Here is a 19,005-nt window from a genome sequence, read left to right on the forward strand (position 1 = left end):
GGCGGTTTTCTGCAGGTTTCTTTAGGTTTCTTCAGCGGCTTTCTTCGCGAGGACGGTGGCACCGGGCTTCGGCTTGTCGGGCTCCGGTTTACCGGGCGCCGGCTCACCGGGCCCCGGTTCCCGGGACGGGTCGCTGAGCTGTTCGTGGAGGTAGTTCCAGAACACGGCGATCAGGGCGGCGACCGGTACGGCGAGCAGGCTGCCCACGATGCCCGCCAGGCTGCCGCCCAGCGTCACCGCCAGCAGGATCACCCCCGCGTGCAGGCCGAGGCCGCGGCTCTGCACCATGGGCTGGAAGACGTTTCCCTCAAGCTGCTGCACGGCGACGATGATGGCGAGCACGATCAGCGCGTCCGTCAGGCCGTTGGACACCAGCGCGATGAGGACCGCGACGAAGCCGGCGAACAGGGCGCCGATGATGGGGATGAACGCCGACACGAAGGTGAGGACGGCCAGGGGGAGCACCAGCGGCACCCCCACGATCCACAGGCCGAGACCGATGAAGACGGCGTCGAGCAGGCCCACGAAGGCCTGGGAGCGTACGAACGAGCCGAGGGTGTCCCAGCTGTGCGAGGCCAGGGCCGGCACGTCCGTGGCGAGGCGGCCGGGGAGCTGGCGGGTGAGCCAGGGCAGGAACCGCGGGCCGTCCTTGAGGAAGAAGAACATCAGGAAGAGCGCCAGGACGGTGGTGACCAGGCCGTTGACCACGGTGCCCACGCCGGTGAGGGTGGCGGTGACGATGCTGCCGACACTGGACTGGATGCGGGCCGCCGCGGTGTCGAGTGCCTTGCTGACCTGCTCGTCGCCGATGTTCAGCGGCGGCCCGGCGGCCCAGTCGCGCAGTTGCTTGATGCCGTTGCCCACGCCGGTGGCCAGCTCGCCCGACTGGGACGCCACCGGGACGGCGATCAGCACCACGGTGCCGGCGGCCACCAGGAGGAAGAGCACGGTCACGACCGAGGCGGCCAGAGTGGGGTGCCAGCCGTGCCGGCGCAGGAAGCGGGTCACGGGCCAGGTCAGCGTGGTGAGGAGCAGGGCGATCACGAGCGGCCAGATGACGGACCACATCTGGCCCAGGATCCACAGCGCCACCGCGATGATCACCACGACGAGCAGCATCTCCAGGGAGATGCGCGCCGAGGTGCGCAGCGCGGTGCGGGTCTTCGAAGCGTTCAGCGTGGCAGGCACGAGATCACTCTAGACATAGTCCGGATCGGGCCCGCATCGGACCGGGGACCGGGGTGGATCCCGGCCGGTGCGGGTGGGACGTCGCGCCCGGTGATCACCGAACTCCCCGCCCGCCCGCTCGCCGGCCGGGACCGTTCCGCTCCGGCCGGGGCGGTCCCCGGCGGAAGCGGCGCTTTTCGCCGGCGCGGGGAGGGTGTTGGATGAGGGCATGCGTGAAGCGGACGGAGAGTGTGAGCCGGCGCGGACGGAGGCGGATCCGGAGAGCCCGTCCGCCTCGCCGTGGAGCGCGCCGTCGCTTCCCTCCCACGCCCGCGACGCGGGATGGCGCCCTGGCCGTGGCGCGCCGGGCGGGACGCCCGCTCCCGGCCTGAACGGTCCTGCTGTGAACGGTCCTGCCGTGAGCGGTCCCGGCGTGAACGCTCCCGGCGTGAACGGCCCCGGCGTGAACGGCCCCGGCGTGAGCGGTCCCGGTATGAACGCTCCCGGCTTGAACGGTCCCGGTGCGCGGCAGACCTTCGGGGGCGGCCCCGAGCGCCGCTCGCGCGCCGGGCGCCCGCCCCAGGCCAGGCCGGTGCCGGGCCGGCGCGAGAGCGGGGCACGCCCGGAGCTTCGTGCCTTCAACCAGCTCGCCCTCGGTTCCTACAACGAGAAGCTGGTGATCGAGAGCATCCGGCAGGCCGTGTCCACGAGCAGGGTGGAGATCGCCGAACGCACCGGTCTCACGCCGCAGGCGGTGTCGCGGATCACCCGCAACCTGCTGACCTCGGGCCTGCTGACCGAGGACGCCCGCCAGCCCGCGGGCGCGGGCAAACCGAGGGTGCCGCTGCGGCTGCGTCCCGACGCCGGTTCGGCCATCGGCGTCCACCTCGACCCGAAGATGATCACCGTGGTCGCCGTCGACCTGTGCGGCGACCTGCTCGACCAGCGGCACCTGCCCCTGCCCGAGCGGCCCGACCCGCAGTGGTGCCTCGCGCAGATGACCCGCCTGGCGCTGGAGTCGGCCGAGGCCGCCCACCCCGCCTCCGAGGCCCTGCTGGGTGTGGGGGTCGCCGTGCCGGGCCCGCTCGACACCCACGCCGGGCTGCTGCTCGACCCGCCGCTGTTCCGGGACTGGAAGCACGTGGCGCTCAAGGCCGAGCTGGCCGCCCGGCTGGACGTCACCGTCATCGTCGAGAAGGACTCCACGGCGGCGGCGATCGGCGAGCGCTGGCTGGGCGCGGCCGACCGCGCCGACGACTTCGTCTACCTCTATCTGGGTGCCGGCGTCGGCAGTGGCGCCTTCCTCAACGGCGACGTCTACCGGGGACGTACGGGCAACGCCGGAGAGGTCGGCCAGCTGTGCGCGATCGCGACCGGCTGGCTCACCCCGGAGGGCGGCCCGACGCTCGTCCCCGAGTGCGCCCCGACGTCGACGGTGGTGGAGCGTGCCAGGGCGGCGGGCATGGTGGTCCCGCCGGGTGACGCCGCCTACGAGTGGGTCTGCGCGGCCGCGGGGAGCGGTGACCGGCGGGCGGTCGCGGTGATCGATGAGGTGGCCCGGGTGATCGGCCTGGGCGCCGCCGGGCTCATCGACCTGCTGGACGTCGAGCTGCTCATCATCGGCGGGCCCGCCGTCCTGCCCGCGGTGGCCGACATCTACCACCGGCAGATCACCGCCGCCGTCAACGGGTTCCCGATGGCCAGGCACCTGCGCGAGGTGGAGGTCGCCCGGTCGCACCTCAACCGGGCCGCGGCGGCGGTGGGGGCCGCGTCCAGCGTGTTCCACGAGGTGTTCACGCCCAGCCTGGGTTCACGGACGCGGACGGCGCACCCCGACGCCGTGTGACCGCCCACGCCGGGTGACCGCCGTGTGGCCGCACCAGGACTGCGTCGGGCCGCACCAGGACTGCACCGCCGTGCGGTCGCATCCGCCGACGGCGCGGGACTTTACAGAGAAGGTGACGGGATTCCGCGCGGATTGACATAGTCAATCCAATGGATTTACATATTCGTAACCTCCGTCACCCCCCACCGAAGGCTAATTCGTGAACAACCGCCACAAATCCCTCATGAGAGCGGCGCTGTCCGTCTCCCTCCTCGCGACCGCCCTCAGCTGGTCGGCCGTGGCCCCGGCCCTCGGCGCCCAAGCCGCCGCGCCCCCCACCGTGAAGAACAAGGTCTACGCGGGCTACCAGGGCTGGTTCAACGCCCCGGGCGACGGCTCACCGCTCAACAACTGGCGGCACTGGTCCCGCGGAACACAGCCGTCGCCGGGCAACCAGACCTTCGAGCTCTACCCGGACATGAGCAGGTACCCCGCCTCGGCCAGATACCAGACCGGGTACGCCGCGCTCGGCAACGGCCAGCCCGCGACGCTCTTCTCGTCCTACCCGACGGCCGTGATCGACCAGCACTTCCAGTGGATGAGCCAGCACGGCATCGACGGCGCCGCGATCCAGCGCTTCGGCAGCGACGTCGCCGACCCCGGCTCGGCCAACGCCCAGGTCCGCAACACGATCACCTCCAGGGCCAGGGACGCCGCCGAGAAGCACGGCCGCGGGTTCTACGTCGAGTACGACGTCAGCGGCCTGACCGACGCCAACGTGGAGCAGGTCCTCACCCGGGACTGGACCGACGTGATCACCGGCCAGCTCCACCTCACCGACTCTCCGGCGTACGCCAGGGAGAACGGCAAGCCCGTGGTCGAGATCTGGGGCTTCGGCTTCGAGGACCGGCCGGGCACGGCCGCCCAGGCCGAGCGCATCGTGCGCTGGTTCAAGGACCGCGGCCTGTACGTCATCGGCGGCGTGCCGCGCGAGTGGCGCACGGGCGCCGGAAAGCCCGGTTTCGCCCCGGTGTACCGGGCGTTCGACATGATCTCGCCGTGGATGGTGGGATACGTCGGCGACACGAACGGCCTGCTCACGGGCGACCGTGACGCGCTGAACGCGACCGGCCAGGCGTACCAGCCGGTCATCTACCCGGGCTTCGCCTGGTCCAACTGGAACGGCGGCGCGCGCAACATGATCCCGCGCCGGGCCGGCGACTTCATGTGGGAGCAGGCCACCAGCGTGCGCCGGGCGGGGGTGCCGCAGGCGTTCATCGCGATGTTCGACGAGTACGACGAGGGCACGGCCCTCGCGCCGGGCGCCGAGGACTCCTCGCAGGTGCCGACCGACCAGTACTTCCTGACCACCAGCGCCGACGGCAAGTACGTGGCGTCGGACTTCTACCTGCGCCTGGCGGGCAGGGCCACCCGAATGATCACCGGCCTCGACCCGCTGGTGACCACGGTGCCCATCCCGCTCAGCGCCGGTCCGGTCTTCTTCCGCACCAGCGTGGAGCAGGGGACCGACGCCCAGCCGACGTGGATCAACACGCCGGGCGGCGGCGGCACCACCAACGTCACCGGCCAGTCGCTCGCGGTCGCGACCGGTGAGGACAACCAGATCGGCGCGTCCGCCCTGCGCATCCAGGGCAGCGCCGCCTCCACCGCCGCCTCACACGCCTACTTCCAGGTGTTCGACGTGAACATCCCGGTGACCGCCGCGACCAAGCTGCAGTACTCCTTCCTGCCGAAGGACGTGGGGGGCCGTAACGTCTCGGTGGACTTCACGATGACGGACGGCACCACGCTCCGCGACAGCGCCGCCGCCACGACCACCGGCGTCGACATGCACCCGGGCGCGGCCAAGGGCACGGTCGGCTCGTGGACGCGGATCCAGAGCGACTTCGGCTCCGCGCTGAACGGCAAGACCATCGACAAGATCCTCGTCGGCTACGACCGCAGCGGCACGGCCGGCGCCTTCACCGCCTACATCGACGACATCACCATCACCAACTCCTGATCCCCGCCCCGGCCGGGGTACGGAGCCCGTCGCGGCGCCGTACCCCGGCCGAGGCCGTGTCGGGGCGCCCTCGGGGGACGTGTCCGGCCGAACGGTCACGGCCGGCTCCGCCGCCCCGTCGTCAACTCGGCGAAGGGCCAGGACACCTCGGTGCCGCCCGACCTCCGGCGGCGCGCGGTGGTCAACCCGGCACCGTACTGGGCCTGGGCCCTCGTCTTCCGGCGCGACGAGACCCGCGAGGCCGTACGGGCCACCGTCGAGACACTCACCGGTGACGTCGGCGGCCTCGGCCTGGACACCGACACGGCGTGGCTGCCGCCCGGCGACCCGTTCCGCCCCGCCGGGCCGGCCGACCGGGGCGTCCGGACGCGGCGGCGACGGCGTAGGCGCGCCGCCCGGCCGTCCGGAGAGGCCGGGCACGTTTCCCGGGCCCGGTGAGGCAACCCGGACGGGAGGTCGTGCATGGAAGAGGTATGCGATCTCAGATTCGACGAGCGGTAGTGGAACCGCCACCGGCCGCTCCGCCAGCGGCATCTCCGCCGCCGGTGGACGCGGTTCCGGGGGACGCCGCCGTGGCCGGGCTGTTCCTGACCCACCGGCTCGGCCTCGTCCGCCTGGCATTCCTGCTGGTGGGGGACCAGGAGACGGCCGAGGACGTCGTTCAGGACGCCTTCGCGGCGCTCCAGCGTCGCTGGAGCCGGTTGGCCGACCACGACCGGATGCTGCCCTACCTCCGGGTGGCCGTGGTGAACGGCTGCCGCATGGTCCACCGGCGACGGGCGGTCGTCGGCCGGTTCACCGGTGAGCGGGAGACCCCGTTCTGGTCGGCGGAGGCCGCCACCCTGCTGGGCGAGACGCGTCGTGAGGTGCTGCTCGCCGTACGCGCGCTGCCGCGCCGCCAGCGCGAGGCCGTGGTGCTGCGGTACTACCTCGACCTGTCGGAGGCGGAGATCTCCGAGGCGATGGGGGTCAGCCGCGGAACGGTGAAATCGACCACCTTCCGAGCCCTCAGGGCGCTCGCCGTGAAACTGGAGGAGACCCGATGAGCCCGCGGATCGAAGACCGGCTCCGTGACGCCTTCGCCGCCGGTGCCGAACTGGTCCGCGCCGAGACGCTGCGTTCCGACGAGGACGCCGTGCGGGTGGAGGCCGCCCCGCGCCGGCGCGGGCTCGTCCTGGCGGTCCCGCTGGTGGCGGCCCTCCTCGTGGCGGCCGTGAGCGTGGCCGTCCCGGCGGGGATACGCGGCCCGGCCCCGGCGGAGCCCGCGGTGAAGGTCTCCTCGGGGCCGCGTTTCCTGCTGGTCGCCGCCGACGACGGGGTGACGGTCCGCGACGCGTACACCGGAAAGGTCACCGACCGGGTCGAGGTGCCGCGAACCCCGGAGGGGAGCTTCCGGGAGCCCGGCGGGTACCTGCTCGCCGGGACAGGTGAGGGGAGGGAGTTCTACGTCGCCCGGAGTGTCATGTCCCGCCGGACGGACGTGAGCACCACCCGGTTCCACCGGGTGCGGATCGACGGGATGGGCAGGGTGGCCGACCTGGCCCGCGACGTGATTCCCGCGGTGATCGGTACGGCCGCGAGCTCCCTCGCCGTCACCGGCGACGGCACCCGGCTGGCCTACAGCCTCGACGGCAGGGTGTGCGGTAAGGACGAAACCCTGCGCTTCTGCCCCGGGGCCCGGCTCACGGTCGTCGACCTGCCCGCGGGGACGAAACGCGCCTGGACGACGAAGGCCGCGGGGCAGATCGAACACCTGTCGTGGGCGGCCGATCGCCGTACGCTCGGTTTCGTGGTGAGGTCCGAGGCCAAGGTCCTGGACACGGCCGCCGCGGGCACCACACTCGCGGCCGCTCGTGTCGTGGTCGGGGGGCAGGAGGTCACGACCGCGGCGATCAGCCCGGACGGCCGCGTCATGCTGGTCGGCCGGAGCCAGCCGCCCATGGGCCGGGTGGCCCACTACCGCATCGACGAGTACCCCGTCACGGGCGGGGGCAGGATCAGCGGTCTGGTCACCGCGAGCAGCGGCGACGGGCAGGCCGCCCGGTGGAACCTGATCCGCTACGACGTCACCGGGCGGCATGTGCTGTTCATGGGTGACGTCTTCCCGCTGAGCAGGTGGGACGACTGGAGGATCACCGCCCTGGCCCACCACGGTCCCGCGGATCCACGCCTCCGGGGCTCGCCGAGGCAGGCGATGGGGGCGGCCTGGTGATCGAGGGGTCGTTCCGTTCCGGCCTCGAGGGACCTCGCGCCCGGGAGAGCCGTCTCCCGGGCGCGGGGTCGGAGGAAGCGGAACAGACGAAACGGGATCAGGCGAAGCGGGTCGGATGAAGCGAGGTCGGATGAAGCGAGGTCGGATGAAGCGAGGTCGGATGAAGCGGGTCAGACGAAACGGAGGTAGCCGATGACGTTGTTCAGCACCTCGGGATCGTTCTCGGGAAAGCGGGCGACGAAGGTGCGGAGCCTGCCGGTGTCGTCGAGGGCCGCCCACAGGTAGGCCACCTCGGAGCCGGGAAGCGTCATCCACCAGGCGGTGCCGGTGAAACCGCCGAAGGTCGCCTCGGCCGGGGGCCGGGCGCTCAGCGGGCGGGCGGGGAGGGTGCGCTCCAGCTGCTCGCGGACCGTGCCCAGGGTCCGGGCGCGGGACGCGGCCGAGGTGGGCGGGGCGATGCGCAGGATCCTGACCGCCAGGTGGTGACGTTTGTCCGGGGAGGTCAGGTCGGCGGTACCGGCCAGGTCGTGGGAGAAGGCCCAGCCGTCGGGGCGGCAGAGGGCCAGGCCGCCGGCCCAGTCGGCGTACCCGGTCAGGCCGACGCCGGTGCCGGTCGACAGGGTGGCGCCCGCGCTGGCCAGCAGGCGGCCCTCGGCGTAGAACTCGACGCGATACTCGCCGGTCGCGGGGCAGGCGGCGTCGACGACCGTCCAGTACGTGGTGCCCGACGTCTGTTCGGGCTGCCAGGGCTGGATGCTGACCAGGTCGGAGCGCTGGAGCCACTCGTCGCCCGGCCGCGCCCGGTGGTAGACGATCGAGGCCATCCTCGCGCCCTTGAACATGCCCTCGTAGGAGAGGGTCGCCCGGATGACGGAGCCCTGCGCTTCCACCCGGATCGCCGGGATCCTGGCCGACGGCGCGGGCCGCGCGTTCGGGGCGAGCTCCTCGCCCTGCGCGCGCACCAGCTCGCCCTTGAGCTCCTGGGCGAGGGGCCGGGCGTGGTCGCGCTGGGCGGCCACCAGGTCGAGGTTGGTGCGGGTGGCGGCGTAGAGCTCGTTGCGTTCGGTGGGGTCGGGACGGCTCCTGATCACCCGGAGCAGCTCGGTCGCCACCCGCCTGGCCTCGGCGGTCCTGTTCTGGCCGAGCAGGGCCAGCAGCAGGTTCAGCCGGGGGATCGGCGGGCCGGGGTTGAGCTCGATGGCGGCCCGGCTGTGCTCCTCGGCCGCCTCATAGGCGGTCAGGTGGATCTCGAAGCCGCCCAGGTTGCCCAGGGCGGTGTACTTCTCGCCGCCGTACTCCACCGCCCTGGTCATGTCCGCCACCGCGGCCTCGTACGCGCTGCGCGAGGCCGTGCTGAACACGTACGCCGACGTGGCGCGCTCGGGGCTCGCCGCCATCACGCGGGCGCTCGCGCGATGCTCGTAGGCGACCGCGTAGTCGTCGCGCAGCGCGATCGCGCGGGTGTAGTGGTCGAGCGCGTTCTCGTAGTCGCGCAACCCGGCGAGACGGTCGCCCTCGGCGACGGCCGCGATGGCCGCGCGGGGCGTCGTGACGGGCGGCACCGCCAGGAGGACGAGGGTGCCCGCGACGGTGACGGCCACCAGCGCGGCGGCGGGCCACACCAGGTGGTGCCGGGTGGCCTCGCCGACGGTCAGGGACAGGCCGAACAGGGTCAGCGCGACCGCGAGGAGGGCGGTCCCCGCGGAGTAGGTGTTGCTCCTGTCACCCCACGAGCTCGCGGTCTCCTGGGTCGCCTCCTGCAGGAGGCCCGCCACGGTCGCCTCCCTGTTGAGATCAGCGAGGTAGCGCTGGGCGGCGGTCGCGTCGGCGCCCAGCAGCGGGGAGGAACCGGACAGCTTGCCGTACGCCCGCCGGAGCCGGTCGGCGAGGGCCTCGTGCTCCTGCTCGCCGAGCAGCGTGGCCCGCAGGGACTCCAGGTCGTGACGGCGCTTGACGGTGGTGGCGGTGCCGAGGTTGGCGGTGCTCTCCATGGAGTCGGCCGTCGCCCCCGCCTGGGCGGCCAGCGCGGTGACGGAGGCGCGCTGTGCCTCGCGGGCGTTCCTGTCCTCCTGGGCGCCCGCCTGCCCCCCGAGGTAGGTGAGCATCCCGGCGAGCAGGCCCACCGCGGTCATCGTGAGCGCGAGCCGGCGCTTGAACGGGGTGTCGAACTCCTCATCGGTCATACCGGGTCCCTCCGTCATACCGGGGCCAGGGAGAGCCACAGTGCGAGGGCGGTGAGCAGCCCGTACCCGCCGAGGGCGGCTCGCAGGAGCCGGTCGCGCCGCGGCGGTGTGACGAGGCGGGCGACGGTCAGCAGGAGCACGATCGCGAGGGTGCCGCCGACGGTGAGGGTGAGATGGCCGACCCGGTCGTGCAGGGCGTCGGCGCGCCGCACGGTCCGGGCGGGCTGGTCGCTCGGCACCGTGAAGGTCTCGTAGTTGCGGATCACCGCGGCCTCGCTCATCTCGTAGTCCCACTTGGCGGTGGCACCCACGCCCGGCAGGTGGCGGCGGTCGATGTACTGGTCGACGAGGAAGCCGTCGGCGACCTCGCGCAGGGCCCTGGCCTCGTCGGGGTCGACGGCCTCGATCGCGTCGGCCTGGGCGTGGAGGGCCCGGTAGTGCACGACCTGCCCGCCTCTCGACCGGCTGCTCATGTGCCCCACCACGCCCGCCGTCCGCACCTGGATGGTCTCCACCACGGCCTGCCGGTCGGTGTCGATGGCCTGCGAGTTCAGCCGCACCGCCGCGTACGAGGCGGCGGCGCCGGTGATCGTGGACAGGCCGATCGCGATCGCGATGATCCGCTCGTACGGCCGGGCGCCGCCCCGCTCCCCGTCGCCCCGCCTCGGGAAGCGGAAACGCCGCGGGCGGAGGGGCTTCCTCGGTTCCGTCGCGGCGGCCCTGCGGAGGGTCGTGATCCTCGACCGCAGCGACCGGACGGCGCCGTGGTGAGGGCGGCCGTTCCGGCCACCCACCGGGACGCCGCGCGAGGGGTGGCCGTTCTGATCGTCCGCCGGAGCATCGTGCTGGTGATTGTCCTGGTCGTCCGCCGGGACGTCGCGCCGGGGTTGGCTGTCCTGGTGGTCCGCCGGGGCGTCTCCGGGGGCGCCTGCGGGGACGACTTCGGGGCGCTCGGCGTGGCCGGGATCGGGCGCGTTCCCTCCCGCTTCGAGGGGCATGTGGGACCTCCAGCTCGGGCGCTGGCAGACACGGTTCCCGCGCCTGTCCGTGGTCAGTTGATGACGATAACGGCATCGAACCACGGGGTCGACAGTGATGACAGCGGACTGCGTAGCTTCTCCACCCCCAGCCGGTAGGTGCCGGGGTTCAGCCCGCCGAGCGGCAGGTAGCGGCCGGTGAGGTTGGAGGCGCTGCCGGTCCAGAAGCCGTGCTGCAGCGAGCGGAGGATCGTCACGGGCCCTGACGCGAGGCGCGGGTGGACGGCGGAGAGCCGCAGGGACTCGGTGACGAGTTACGGGTCGCCCTCCGTGACGGCCCGCACGTCTGGGGGCTGCTGGTGATGTGCGGGGAGCACGGTGCCGCGCCGTTCACCGACGCCGACGAGGCCGTCGCCGCCCGGCTGGGCCGCCCGGCGACGGCCGCGCTGCGGCGCTCGCTGCTCCTGTCCGGAGTGGACACCGGAACGGTCCCGGACGCGCCCGGCCTGGTCGTCGTCGACCGTGAGGGGAGGGCCCGGTCGATGTCGCCGACGGCGCGCACCTGGCTGGAGCTCCTGCAGGACGGCACCCCGGAGCACGCCCGGCCGTTGCGCGCGGTGGCCGCCGCCGCGCTCTCCTCGGGAATGGCACGTTCCCGCGCGCTCACCCGGTCCGGCCGGTGGGTGGCCCTCCAGGCGTGGTCGATGGGGCAGGGAGAGGAAGGGCTCGTCGCCGTCTCCCTCAGCCCTCCCGAGCCGGGGGAGCCGACCGCGGTCATCCTCGGCGCCTACGGTCTGAGCGAGCGCGAGCGGCAGATCACCCAGCACGTCATGCGCGGCCACTCCACGACACAGATCGCGGGCCGGATGAACATCAGCCCCCACACGGTCCAGGACCACCTCAAGAGCGTCTTCGCCAAGACCGGCCTGGGCAGCCGACGCGCGCTCGTCGCGGACATCTTCTTCCGCCACTACCTGCCGCATTTCGGGGAGGGACCGCTGTCGACGGACGGCCGGCGCCTCGTGGGATAGGCGCCCCGGCCGCCCCTGTCCGGCGGGAACGGGCCGCGCCGGTGCCTTCAGTCGCCGATGTTGACGACGCTGGTGAGGATGACCACCGACTCCTCCTCGGCCTCCAGCGAGTGCCGCCGCTGCGGGATCGGAGCGGTCTGGCCCGCGCCGAGCCCGACGGCTCGCTCGCCGTCGATGATCCGGACCCGCCCCGACAGGACGTGCAGGCTCCCGGCCGGCGGGGCGTCGTGGTCACCGAGGACCGTTCCCGAGGTCAGCGCGATGATCGCCTGACGCAGCGTGCCCTCGTTGAGGTAGGTGTGGGCACTGCGACCGTGCGAGCTCGCCCTGGCGAGGGTGAGGTGTTCCGCGGCGAGAGCCAGTACGTCGATCATTGGGTTCCTCCCGGTCGCTGTGAACCTGCCCTGAGCCGGTGAGGCGCAGAACCAGGCGAAGGTAAAGTCATCCGTCCCGCCGCGCGGGGGACCGCTCGTCGAAGTGGATCGCCCCGAGCAGGTCCGCGGCGGGGCGGTCGAGGATCGTGACGCTCGCGGCAGGGGGGAACGAGCCGCCCCGGGCGCGGTCGATGATCACTCGCCAGCGGCGGCAGTGCCGGGCGAAGGTCGCGCTCGTCACGACCCGGCCGCGCGAGAGCTGCCCCTCGCGGGCCGTCCTCGGCTCCACGTCGAGCAGGATCAGGTGGACCTCGCTGTCGACCCTGCGGGCCAGCCAGGCGAACCCGTACAGGATGTGCGGCCACGTGCCGCGGGTGTGCGCGACGACGGCGTGCCCCTTCAGCAGGGCGCGGGCGATCCGCACCACGTGGGTGGTGTGCACGAGCGGGATGCGGGCTCTCGGCGGGACCGGGCCCAGGTAGCGGGCCCACCAGTTGCGGGACTGGCGCGAGTCGATGACGCGGGCCTCACCGGCGCGCACCGGCTCCCTCTCGTCACCGCGCAGTCCGTACAGCCGGTCGAGCAGGGTGCTCTTGCCCGCGCCGGGGAGCCCCGCGAGGAGCACCAGCGATCCTGCCGGATAGCGCAGATCCTCGACGGAGGACCGGCCGGCCGGTGTGGTGGCCATCACGTGCACCTCGCTGGTGTGGGGGACTTCTCTCATAGGGCGTCTCGCAGCCTTCCAGTGGCGGAATCGGGTTCGCCGTCGATCCGGCGGTCGCCGGAGGGGACGAACCTGGCGAAGATCGGACCGAGGGCTACTCGTGAGGCGCGTCCGGAGATGGGGATGACCGGTGGCCGGGACGGTAAGGCGATGGCCACGGGACGGGTCGCGGTGGGGGTGTGGCGAAGTGGGACGTCGCGCCGGAAGGCCAGGTAAGCCGGGGAAGTCCGGAACGTTCGGGAAGCCCGGGAAGCCTCAGGGGCCCGGGCGGCGCGGGAGACGCCGGAGACCTGGAAGGCGAGGGAAGCCCCGGAGACCCGGGAGTCCCGGGAAACCCGGTGAATCCCGGCACCTCTGGCGGTCCCGGCGACCCTGGCAACCTCGGAGACACGGCCCCGGAGGGGTGGGTGCCGTGGTGGGGGAACGCCGGTGAGATGGTGCCCACAGGGAGAGGGGACTGTCAGGGGCATGCTCGCTCCTCGAATGCGCTCGGCCATTCGAGGTCTCCTTCACCCGCACCTCGCGGGCGACCGTCCGGGGACGCCACAGGGCGTCCGTATTGACCGGGCCGGTTCTTGGGAAGTACTCCCCTCGTTCGTTCAAGGTTAAAGGAAACCAGGCAGTGGCGCGGTCACCGAGGAGTGACTGTCCTGGGCGGCCTCGTGCCGGAGCGTCCACGAAGGGAGCCGGGGGTCCAGATCACCGGTCACCGGTCACCGGTTCTCGGCAGTCGGGGCCGCTCAACCGTTCCTCGGTCCCTGCTTCCCGGTCCCCGGTCTCCGGTCTTCGCTCCTCGGTCCCCGGTTCTCGCCGGTCTCCGCTTCCCGGTCCGGACGCGCCGCGGCGCCGGCACCCCTCCGTGGTCCGCGTGGGCCGGCCTGTCGGCTCGGCCTCGCGGTCCGCTGGTGTGGGGGTGCCGGCGCAGCCCGGAGAAACCCCGGGCCGTGGGCCCGGCGGTGGTTCCGTCAATGGTTTCGACGCGCTCCTCGGCATGAACGCCGAGAATTCAGCCCGTACCGCTCTCGCGACACCTCTGTGGCTTCCCGCTTTACCGACCTGGGCCACCGAGATGGTGGTCTTACCGGGTCTCCACAGGCTTTCGAGCCCTCACGGGCTCCGTTCCCGCCCGTCCGGCGGTACCTGGCGTGAGCGCCTCGCCGAGCGCCAGTCCGCGGTGAGGACGAACCGGCGCCTCTTGCCCCGCTACGGGAGAGAGAGTCCGCATCCTCTCCGGCGTGAGCACCGGAGCACTACGGACGAGTTCAGTAGCCGTAGTTGCCGGAGCTGTTGGAGTTGGAGTTGGAGTTGTTCGAGCCGGAGTTGTGGGAGCTCGGGTGCGAGGAGGAGGGCGAGGGGGACGCGCCGCCCGTGGGGGAGTTCGTCGAGGTGGCCGCTCCCGAGGGCCTGATCAGGCCGAGCAGGCCGTGCGTGCCGCCGTCGCTGCCCGCGCTGAACCACAGGGCGTTCGTGCCGCCGACGGTCTCGGTGCCGGGCTCCAGGTCCCACAGGCCACCCAGGGTGATCGCCTTGCCGTCGGAGGAGCGCAGCGGGCCGAGCGGGCGGCCGTTGCGCGGGTTGTAGGCGTTGATCCGGCCGTCGCCGAAGTTGCCGACCAGCAGGGCCCCGGAGTGGGCGCCGAAGCCCTTCGGAGCCAGCGTCATCGCCCAGGGCGCGTTGAGGGCTCCGCGTGCGGCGAAGCGGCCGACGAACCGGCCCGAGCCGTTGAACTGGCTGACGAACCCCTTGCCCTGCCCGGCCACCGACTTGCCGGTCTCGGGGTCGCGCTTGGCGTACGCGACGAGGATGGAGTTGCCCACGACCTCCACGTTGAACGGCGCGTAGTCCTCCGGCAGGCCGGGGTCCTGGAACGCGCGGCGGCCGAACGAGATCCGGTCGAAGTCGCCGTCGAAGACGTGGACCTTGTTGTGGGCGAAGTCGGCGGCCAGCAGCATCGCCCCCCGATTCGTCTCGGCCAGGGCGAGGCCCTTGAAGTCGGCGCCCCTGACGAACGCGCTGATGATCGCGTCGTCCGGGTCGGCCTCGGCGTTCCAGCCGGTGATCGCCCCGCTGGGGCTGGCGAAGATGAACGTCGCCGGCCCGGAACCGCCGGGACCCTTGACGACGAACTCCTCGCCCTTGTTGACGACCTGCCCGGTGGGCCTGCCACCGGGGACGCGCACCTGCGTCTTCTCCTGCTTCACGGTGCCCGCGCCGCCGGAGTAGACCGTGGCCAGGCCGGTGCCCGCGGCCGAGACCCACAGGGTCTTGCCCATGGCCAGACCCCACGGGTTGACCAGCGTGGGATCGGTGACCGCGGCCCGGCCGCTGACGTCCGAGACCAGGTTGGTGACCGCGAAATGGTTTCGCAGGGTCTGTCCGGCGGCTTTCTCCGGGCCGCTGCCGGCCCTGGTCTGTTTCGCTCCGGCCTGCGCCTGGTGGGTCCCGGCGGACGCCGTACCGGCGACGCCCATGACCAGGACCGTGGCGCAGATCGTGACGATGCGTACTCGCATTCATGGCTCCTCTGTGAGGGAGTGCCTTTCGCCGCGAGATACGCGCGGGGTCCGCGCGCGGTTCAGTCCGTTTTGAACGGCCCGGACCTGGGAGGAGCCGGAGGGGCGGAAAAGGGCGGCCCGTGACCGCCTGGTGGGGCGGCCACGGGCCGGATCCCATGAGCGTCACACCGGGTCACGGCGACTCATGGCCGCGGCGCGCGCCAAAGGGAGGAGAAGGCGCGTCCACGGGGTCTCTTCGGGTCCCGCGAGCGGGGAGGATCAGCGGAGGGCGGCCGCCTCGGTGGCCAGTTTCTCGATCCTGGCGTAGTCGCCGGTGGCGAGCGCGTCGGCCGGGGTGAGCCAGGTCCCGCCCACGCAGCCGACGTTCGGCAGCGCGAGGTAGTCGGGGGCCGTCGCGAGCCTGATGCCGCCCGTCGGGCAGAACCTGACCTGCGGCAGCGGGCCGCCGAGCGCCTTCAGGTACGGCAGGCCGCCGGCGGCCTCGGCGGGGAAGAACTTCATCTCGGTCACCCCGCGGTCGGCGAGCGCCATGACCTCCGACGCGGTCGCCACGCCGGGCAGGAACGGCACCCCGCTCACCTCCATGGCGTCGACCAGGCCCGGGGTGGTCCCCGGGCTGACCAGGAACTTGGAACCGGCCGCGACGGAGGCCGCCACGTCGGCCGGGGTGCGGATGGTGCCCGCGCCGATCACCGCCTCCGGGACCTCGGCGGCGATGCGCGCGATGGCGTCCAGGGCGGCGGCGGTGCGGAGGGTCACCTCGATGACCGGCAGGCCGCCCGCGACCAGGGCGCGGGCCAGGGGGACCGCGGTCTCCGGATCGTCGATCACGACGACCGGGACGACCGGGGCGATGTCGAGCAGACTCATGCGAACTCCAGGGTGGACAGGCGCTGGTTCAGCCAGGCCGCCGCGCCGGTCAGGGCGGGCTGGGGGGCCACGATCAGCGACGTGGCGATGCCGGAAAGGTAGTCGTTCAGGGTCGGGGTGGCCTCGAAGCGACGGCGGAAGTCGCTGGAGCGGACCCGGTCCACGATACGCGGCAGCACGCCGCCGCCCAGGTAGACACCGCCCCGTGCGCCGAGGGTGAGGGCGACGTTCCCGGCGAAGGTGCCGAGCATGGCGCAGAAGACCTCGACGGTCTCCGTGCACAGCGAGTCGTCCATCCGGGCCACGATGTCGGAGGCGGACAGCCTCGGCGCGTCCGTCCCGTGGACGAGCGCGAGTCCCCGGTGCAGGCGCGACAGGCCCGGTCCCGACAGCAGGTGCTCGGCCACCACGTGCTCCAGGCCGTCCGCGCGCAGTGCCCGGACGATCTCGTGGTCCCGCCGGTCGAGGACGGGCGCGGTGACGTGCCCTCCCTCCCCGGGGATCGGCACCCAGCCCTCGGCGGCGGGCACCAGGCCGCCCACGCCGAGACCGGTCCCGGGGCCGAGCACGGCCTTGACGCCGCGCGAGGGCTCGGGGCCGCCCAGGGAGACCAGGTCGTCGCCCCGCAGGTACGGCAGGGACGCGGCCAGGGCCTCGAAGTCGTTGAGCAGCCAGGCGTTCGGGATGCCCAGGTCGCGTACCGACCCCGTCCACCCGGCGTTGGTGAGCCGGTAGCGGTCGCCCTCCACGGGCCCCGCGATCGCGACGCACGCGGCTCCCGGCTGAACTCCGCCCGCATGATCTGCGATATAGGCGGCTACGGCTTCGGGTAGGCCATCGTGTTCCGCGCCCGCGAGCACGGCCACCGCCTCGGGCTGTCCACCGGGCTCGGTGATCAGCCCGAACCGGGCGTTGGTGCCGCCGATGTCGGCGACGAGCCAGGGAAGGCTCACGGGATCTCCTTCGCGGGTCGTGCGGCCCCGGCGGGCCGCCCGAGGTTCACGGGCCGTACGACCTTCACGGGCCGCGCTCCTCCCGCGACCCGTGCGACTCCCGCGACCCGCGCGTCCGGCGTGGGCCGCGCGGACGTGAGCCGTACGGACGGAGGTCGTACGAATGTGGACCGCGCGAATCCGGATCGTGCGAGGGCGAAGGAGACTGTGGTGTGTTCCCTCACGCACGGATTCCGCTCTGGGCGGTCGCCGGGCGGGTGCCGTTCGCGACGGCCTCGGCGTGGCCGTTCAGGGCGAAGACGCCCGCGCCGCGCTCGGCAGGGCCCGCCGCGCGGCGGAAGGCGCCGAACAGCTCGCGGCCGGTGCCGACCCACTGGGCGTCGGTGAGCGGCGCTCCCTGGACGGGCCTGGCGGCCAGTTCCCCGGCGGGGACCAGCAGCTCCAGGGTTCCGGCGGCGGCGTCGAGGCGGATCGGGTCGCCGTCGCGCACCAGCGCGATGGGGCCGCCGTCGGCGGCCTCGGGCGACAGGTGGATGGCGGCCGGGACCTTGCCGGACGCGCCGGACATGCGGCCGTCGGTGACGATCGCGACCCGCTGGCCCCTGTCCAGCAGCACCGCCATCGGCGGGGTGAGCTTGTGCAGCTCGGGCATGCCGTTCGCGCTCGGCCCCTGGTAGCGGATGACCGCCACGAAGTCCTGCCCGTCCAGCTCCCCCGCGTCGAAGGCGCGCAGCAGCTCCAGCTGGTCGTCGAAGACCTTGGCCGGGGCCTCGATGACCAGGTGCTCCTCCTTGACGGCGGAGACCTTGCTGACCGCGCGTCCCAGGTTGCCGTCGAGCATGTGGATGCCGCCGTCGGCGGAGAACGCGGCGGAGACCGGGCGCAGCACGTCGAGGTCGGTGCTGCCCTCGGTGCGCTCCTCCCAGACCAGCTCGCCCTCCTTCAGCTCGGCGGCCGAGCGGTAGTGGTCCAGCCCGTGCCCGGCGACCGTCAGGACGTCGCCGTGCAGCAGCCCGGCGTCCAGCAGGTCGCCGATGAGCACCTGCATGCCGCCCGCGGCCTGGAAGTGGTTCACGTCCGCCTGGCCGTTGGGGTACATGCGGGTCAGCAGCGGCACGGCCTTCGACAGCTCGGCCAGGTCGTCCCAGAGGAGCTCGATGCCCGCCGCCGCGGCGATGGCGACGATGTGCATGGTGTGGTTGGTCGAGCCACCGGTCGCGAGCAGCGCCACGCAGGCGTTGACGATCGCCTTCTCGTCGACGACCTCGCCGACGGGGGTGTACTCGGGGCCGTGCGCGGTCAGCTCGACCGCCCGCCTGCCCGCCGCCTTCGTCAGGGCCTCGCGCAGCTCGGTGCGCGGGTTGACGAACGTCGAGCCGGGCAGGTGCAGGCCCATGACCTCGATCATGACCTGGTTGGAGTTGGCGGTGCCGTAGAAGGTGCAGGTGCCGGGGGAGTGGTACGACTTCGCCTCGGCGTCGAGCAGCTCGTCCTTGCCGACCTTGCCCTCGGCGAACAGCTGCCGGGTGCGGGCCTTGACCTTGTTGGGCAGGCCGGAGGTCATCGGCCCGGCGGGGACGAAGATCGCGGGCAGGTGACCGAAGTGCAGCGCCCCGATCAGCAGGCCAGGAACGATCTTGTCGCAGACGCCGAGCATGAGGGAGGCGTCGAACATGTCGTGCGAGAGCGCGATCGCGGTCGCCATCGCGATGACCTCGCGGCTGTAGAGCGACAGCTCCATGCCCGCCCGGCCCTGGGTGACGCCGTCGCACATCGCGGGCACACCCCCGGCGAACTGCGCGACGCCGCCCGCCTTCCTGACGGCCGCCTTGAGGATCGCGGGGTAGGCCTCGTACGGCTGGTGCGCCGACAGCATGTCGTTGTAGCTCGACACGATCGCCACGCCCGGCTTGACGTTGGCGCGCAGGTCACGCTTGTCGTTCTCGCCCACGGCGGCGAAGCCGTGCGCCAGGTTGGCGCAGCCCAGGCTCGCCCTCGCGGGACCGCGCAGGCGGGCCGCCTCGGCCTCGGCGTGCAGCCGCCTCAGGTACGCGGTGCGGCTGGGACGGCTGCGCTCGACCAGACGGTCGGTCACTTCCTGGATCACGGGATGCATCCGGCCTCCTCGGTCGTAAGCTGCGTCGTCGTTT

The 19,005-nt window shown here is 72.8% G+C and carries 16 protein-coding genes; 6 read left to right on the forward strand and 10 right to left on the reverse strand.

The features are described from left to right. Positions 1-21 precede the first annotated feature (21 nt). The gene (locus ACFFRH_RS13400) at positions 22-1,188 is read right to left on the reverse strand and encodes an AI-2E family transporter (protein WP_386156567.1); all 1,167 of its coding nucleotides are present in this window, start codon (positions 1,186-1,188) and stop codon (positions 22-24) included. Between the two features lie 382 nt (positions 1,189-1,570). On the opposite strand from ACFFRH_RS13400, the gene ACFFRH_RS13405 reads away from it, so the two are divergent. The 5 genes from ACFFRH_RS13405 (at position 1,571) to ACFFRH_RS13425 (ending at position 7,227) form a co-directional block, all read left to right on the forward strand. Then, on the forward strand, positions 1,571-3,013 hold the full coding sequence (locus tag ACFFRH_RS13405) for an ROK family transcriptional regulator (protein WP_386156570.1): 1,443 nt from the start codon (positions 1,571-1,573) through the stop codon (positions 3,011-3,013). Positions 3,014-3,236: 223 nt separating this feature from the next. Next, entirely contained in the window at positions 3,237-5,015 is a 1,779-nt protein-coding gene (locus ACFFRH_RS13410) for a glycoside hydrolase family 99 protein (RefSeq protein WP_386156573.1), read from the forward strand. Between the two features lie 150 nt (positions 5,016-5,165). Continuing rightward, positions 5,166-5,453: a hypothetical protein gene (locus tag ACFFRH_RS13415; RefSeq protein ID WP_344746131.1), complete on the forward strand. Its 288-nt coding sequence runs from the start codon at positions 5,166-5,168 to the stop codon at positions 5,451-5,453. A 107-nt stretch (positions 5,454-5,560) separates the two neighbouring features. Continuing rightward, positions 5,561-6,061 carry a SigE family RNA polymerase sigma factor gene (locus ACFFRH_RS13420; RefSeq protein WP_386156576.1) on the forward strand — a complete coding sequence of 167 codons (501 nt, stop codon included), beginning with the start codon at positions 5,561-5,563 and terminating at the stop codon, positions 6,059-6,061. Beyond that, the gene (locus ACFFRH_RS13425; RefSeq protein WP_344746129.1) at positions 6,058-7,227 is read left to right on the forward strand and encodes a hypothetical protein; all 1,170 of its coding nucleotides are present in this window, start codon (positions 6,058-6,060) and stop codon (positions 7,225-7,227) included. The genes ACFFRH_RS13420 and ACFFRH_RS13425 overlap by 4 nt, the downstream gene beginning before the upstream one ends. 170 nt (positions 7,228-7,397) lie before the next feature. On the opposite strand, the gene ACFFRH_RS13430 is transcribed toward ACFFRH_RS13425, so the two are convergent. Genes ACFFRH_RS13430 through ACFFRH_RS13440 form a run of 3 tightly spaced genes read right to left on the reverse strand, consistent with a single transcriptional unit; the run spans position 7,398 to position 10,644 of the window. Continuing rightward, positions 7,398-9,410, reverse strand: a complete 2,013-nt coding sequence (locus ACFFRH_RS13430; RefSeq protein WP_344746128.1) for a tetratricopeptide repeat protein — start codon at positions 9,408-9,410, stop codon at positions 7,398-7,400. 14 nt (positions 9,411-9,424) lie between these two features. Continuing rightward, entirely contained in the window at positions 9,425-10,408 is a 984-nt protein-coding gene (locus tag ACFFRH_RS13435) for a hypothetical protein (protein WP_344746127.1), read from the reverse strand. Positions 10,409-10,461: 53 nt separating this feature from the next. Next, positions 10,462-10,644 (reverse strand): hypothetical protein, encoded by a 183-nt coding sequence (locus ACFFRH_RS13440; RefSeq protein ID WP_344746126.1) that lies wholly within the window; start codon positions 10,642-10,644, stop codon positions 10,462-10,464. A gap of 21 nt (positions 10,645-10,665) precedes the next feature. Here ACFFRH_RS13440 and ACFFRH_RS13445 point away from each other — a divergent pair, with 21 nt between their 5' ends. Continuing rightward, a complete protein-coding gene (locus tag ACFFRH_RS13445) occupies positions 10,666-11,418 on the forward strand; it encodes a helix-turn-helix transcriptional regulator (RefSeq protein ID WP_344746124.1) in 753 nt (250 codons plus the stop codon). 47 nt (positions 11,419-11,465) lie between these two features. Here the strand turns inward: ACFFRH_RS13445 and ACFFRH_RS13450 are convergent, their stop codons facing one another. The 6 genes from ACFFRH_RS13450 to edd form a co-directional block, all read right to left on the reverse strand. Continuing rightward, positions 11,466-11,792, reverse strand: a complete 327-nt coding sequence (locus ACFFRH_RS13450; protein WP_386156583.1) for a cupin domain-containing protein — start codon at positions 11,790-11,792, stop codon at positions 11,466-11,468. Between the two features lie 67 nt (positions 11,793-11,859). Continuing rightward, positions 11,860-12,480 (reverse strand): AAA family ATPase, encoded by a 621-nt coding sequence (locus ACFFRH_RS13455; RefSeq protein ID WP_386156586.1) that lies wholly within the window; start codon positions 12,478-12,480, stop codon positions 11,860-11,862. Between the two features lie 1,298 nt (positions 12,481-13,778). Beyond that, positions 13,779-15,029: a TIGR03118 family protein gene (locus ACFFRH_RS13460; protein ID WP_386156589.1), complete on the reverse strand. Its 1,251-nt coding sequence runs from the start codon at positions 15,027-15,029 to the stop codon at positions 13,779-13,781. A 261-nt stretch (positions 15,030-15,290) separates the two neighbouring features. Beyond that, positions 15,291-15,902: a bifunctional 4-hydroxy-2-oxoglutarate aldolase/2-dehydro-3-deoxy-phosphogluconate aldolase gene (eda, locus tag ACFFRH_RS13465; RefSeq protein ID WP_386156591.1), complete on the reverse strand. Its 612-nt coding sequence runs from the start codon at positions 15,900-15,902 to the stop codon at positions 15,291-15,293. After that, positions 15,899-16,855 (reverse strand): glucokinase, encoded by a 957-nt coding sequence (locus tag ACFFRH_RS13470; RefSeq protein WP_386156594.1) that lies wholly within the window; start codon positions 16,853-16,855, stop codon positions 15,899-15,901. The genes eda and ACFFRH_RS13470 overlap by 4 nt, the downstream gene beginning before the upstream one ends. Before the next feature lie 220 nt (positions 16,856-17,075). Continuing rightward, positions 17,076-18,971 carry a phosphogluconate dehydratase gene (gene edd / locus ACFFRH_RS13475; RefSeq protein WP_386156597.1) on the reverse strand — a complete coding sequence of 632 codons (1,896 nt, stop codon included), beginning with the start codon at positions 18,969-18,971 and terminating at the stop codon, positions 17,076-17,078. Positions 18,972-19,005 lie beyond the last annotated feature (34 nt).

It is taken from the genome of Streptosporangium vulgare, from assembly GCF_042428775.1.
Taxonomy (GTDB): Bacteria; Actinomycetota; Actinomycetes; order Streptosporangiales; family Streptosporangiaceae; genus Streptosporangium; species Streptosporangium vulgare.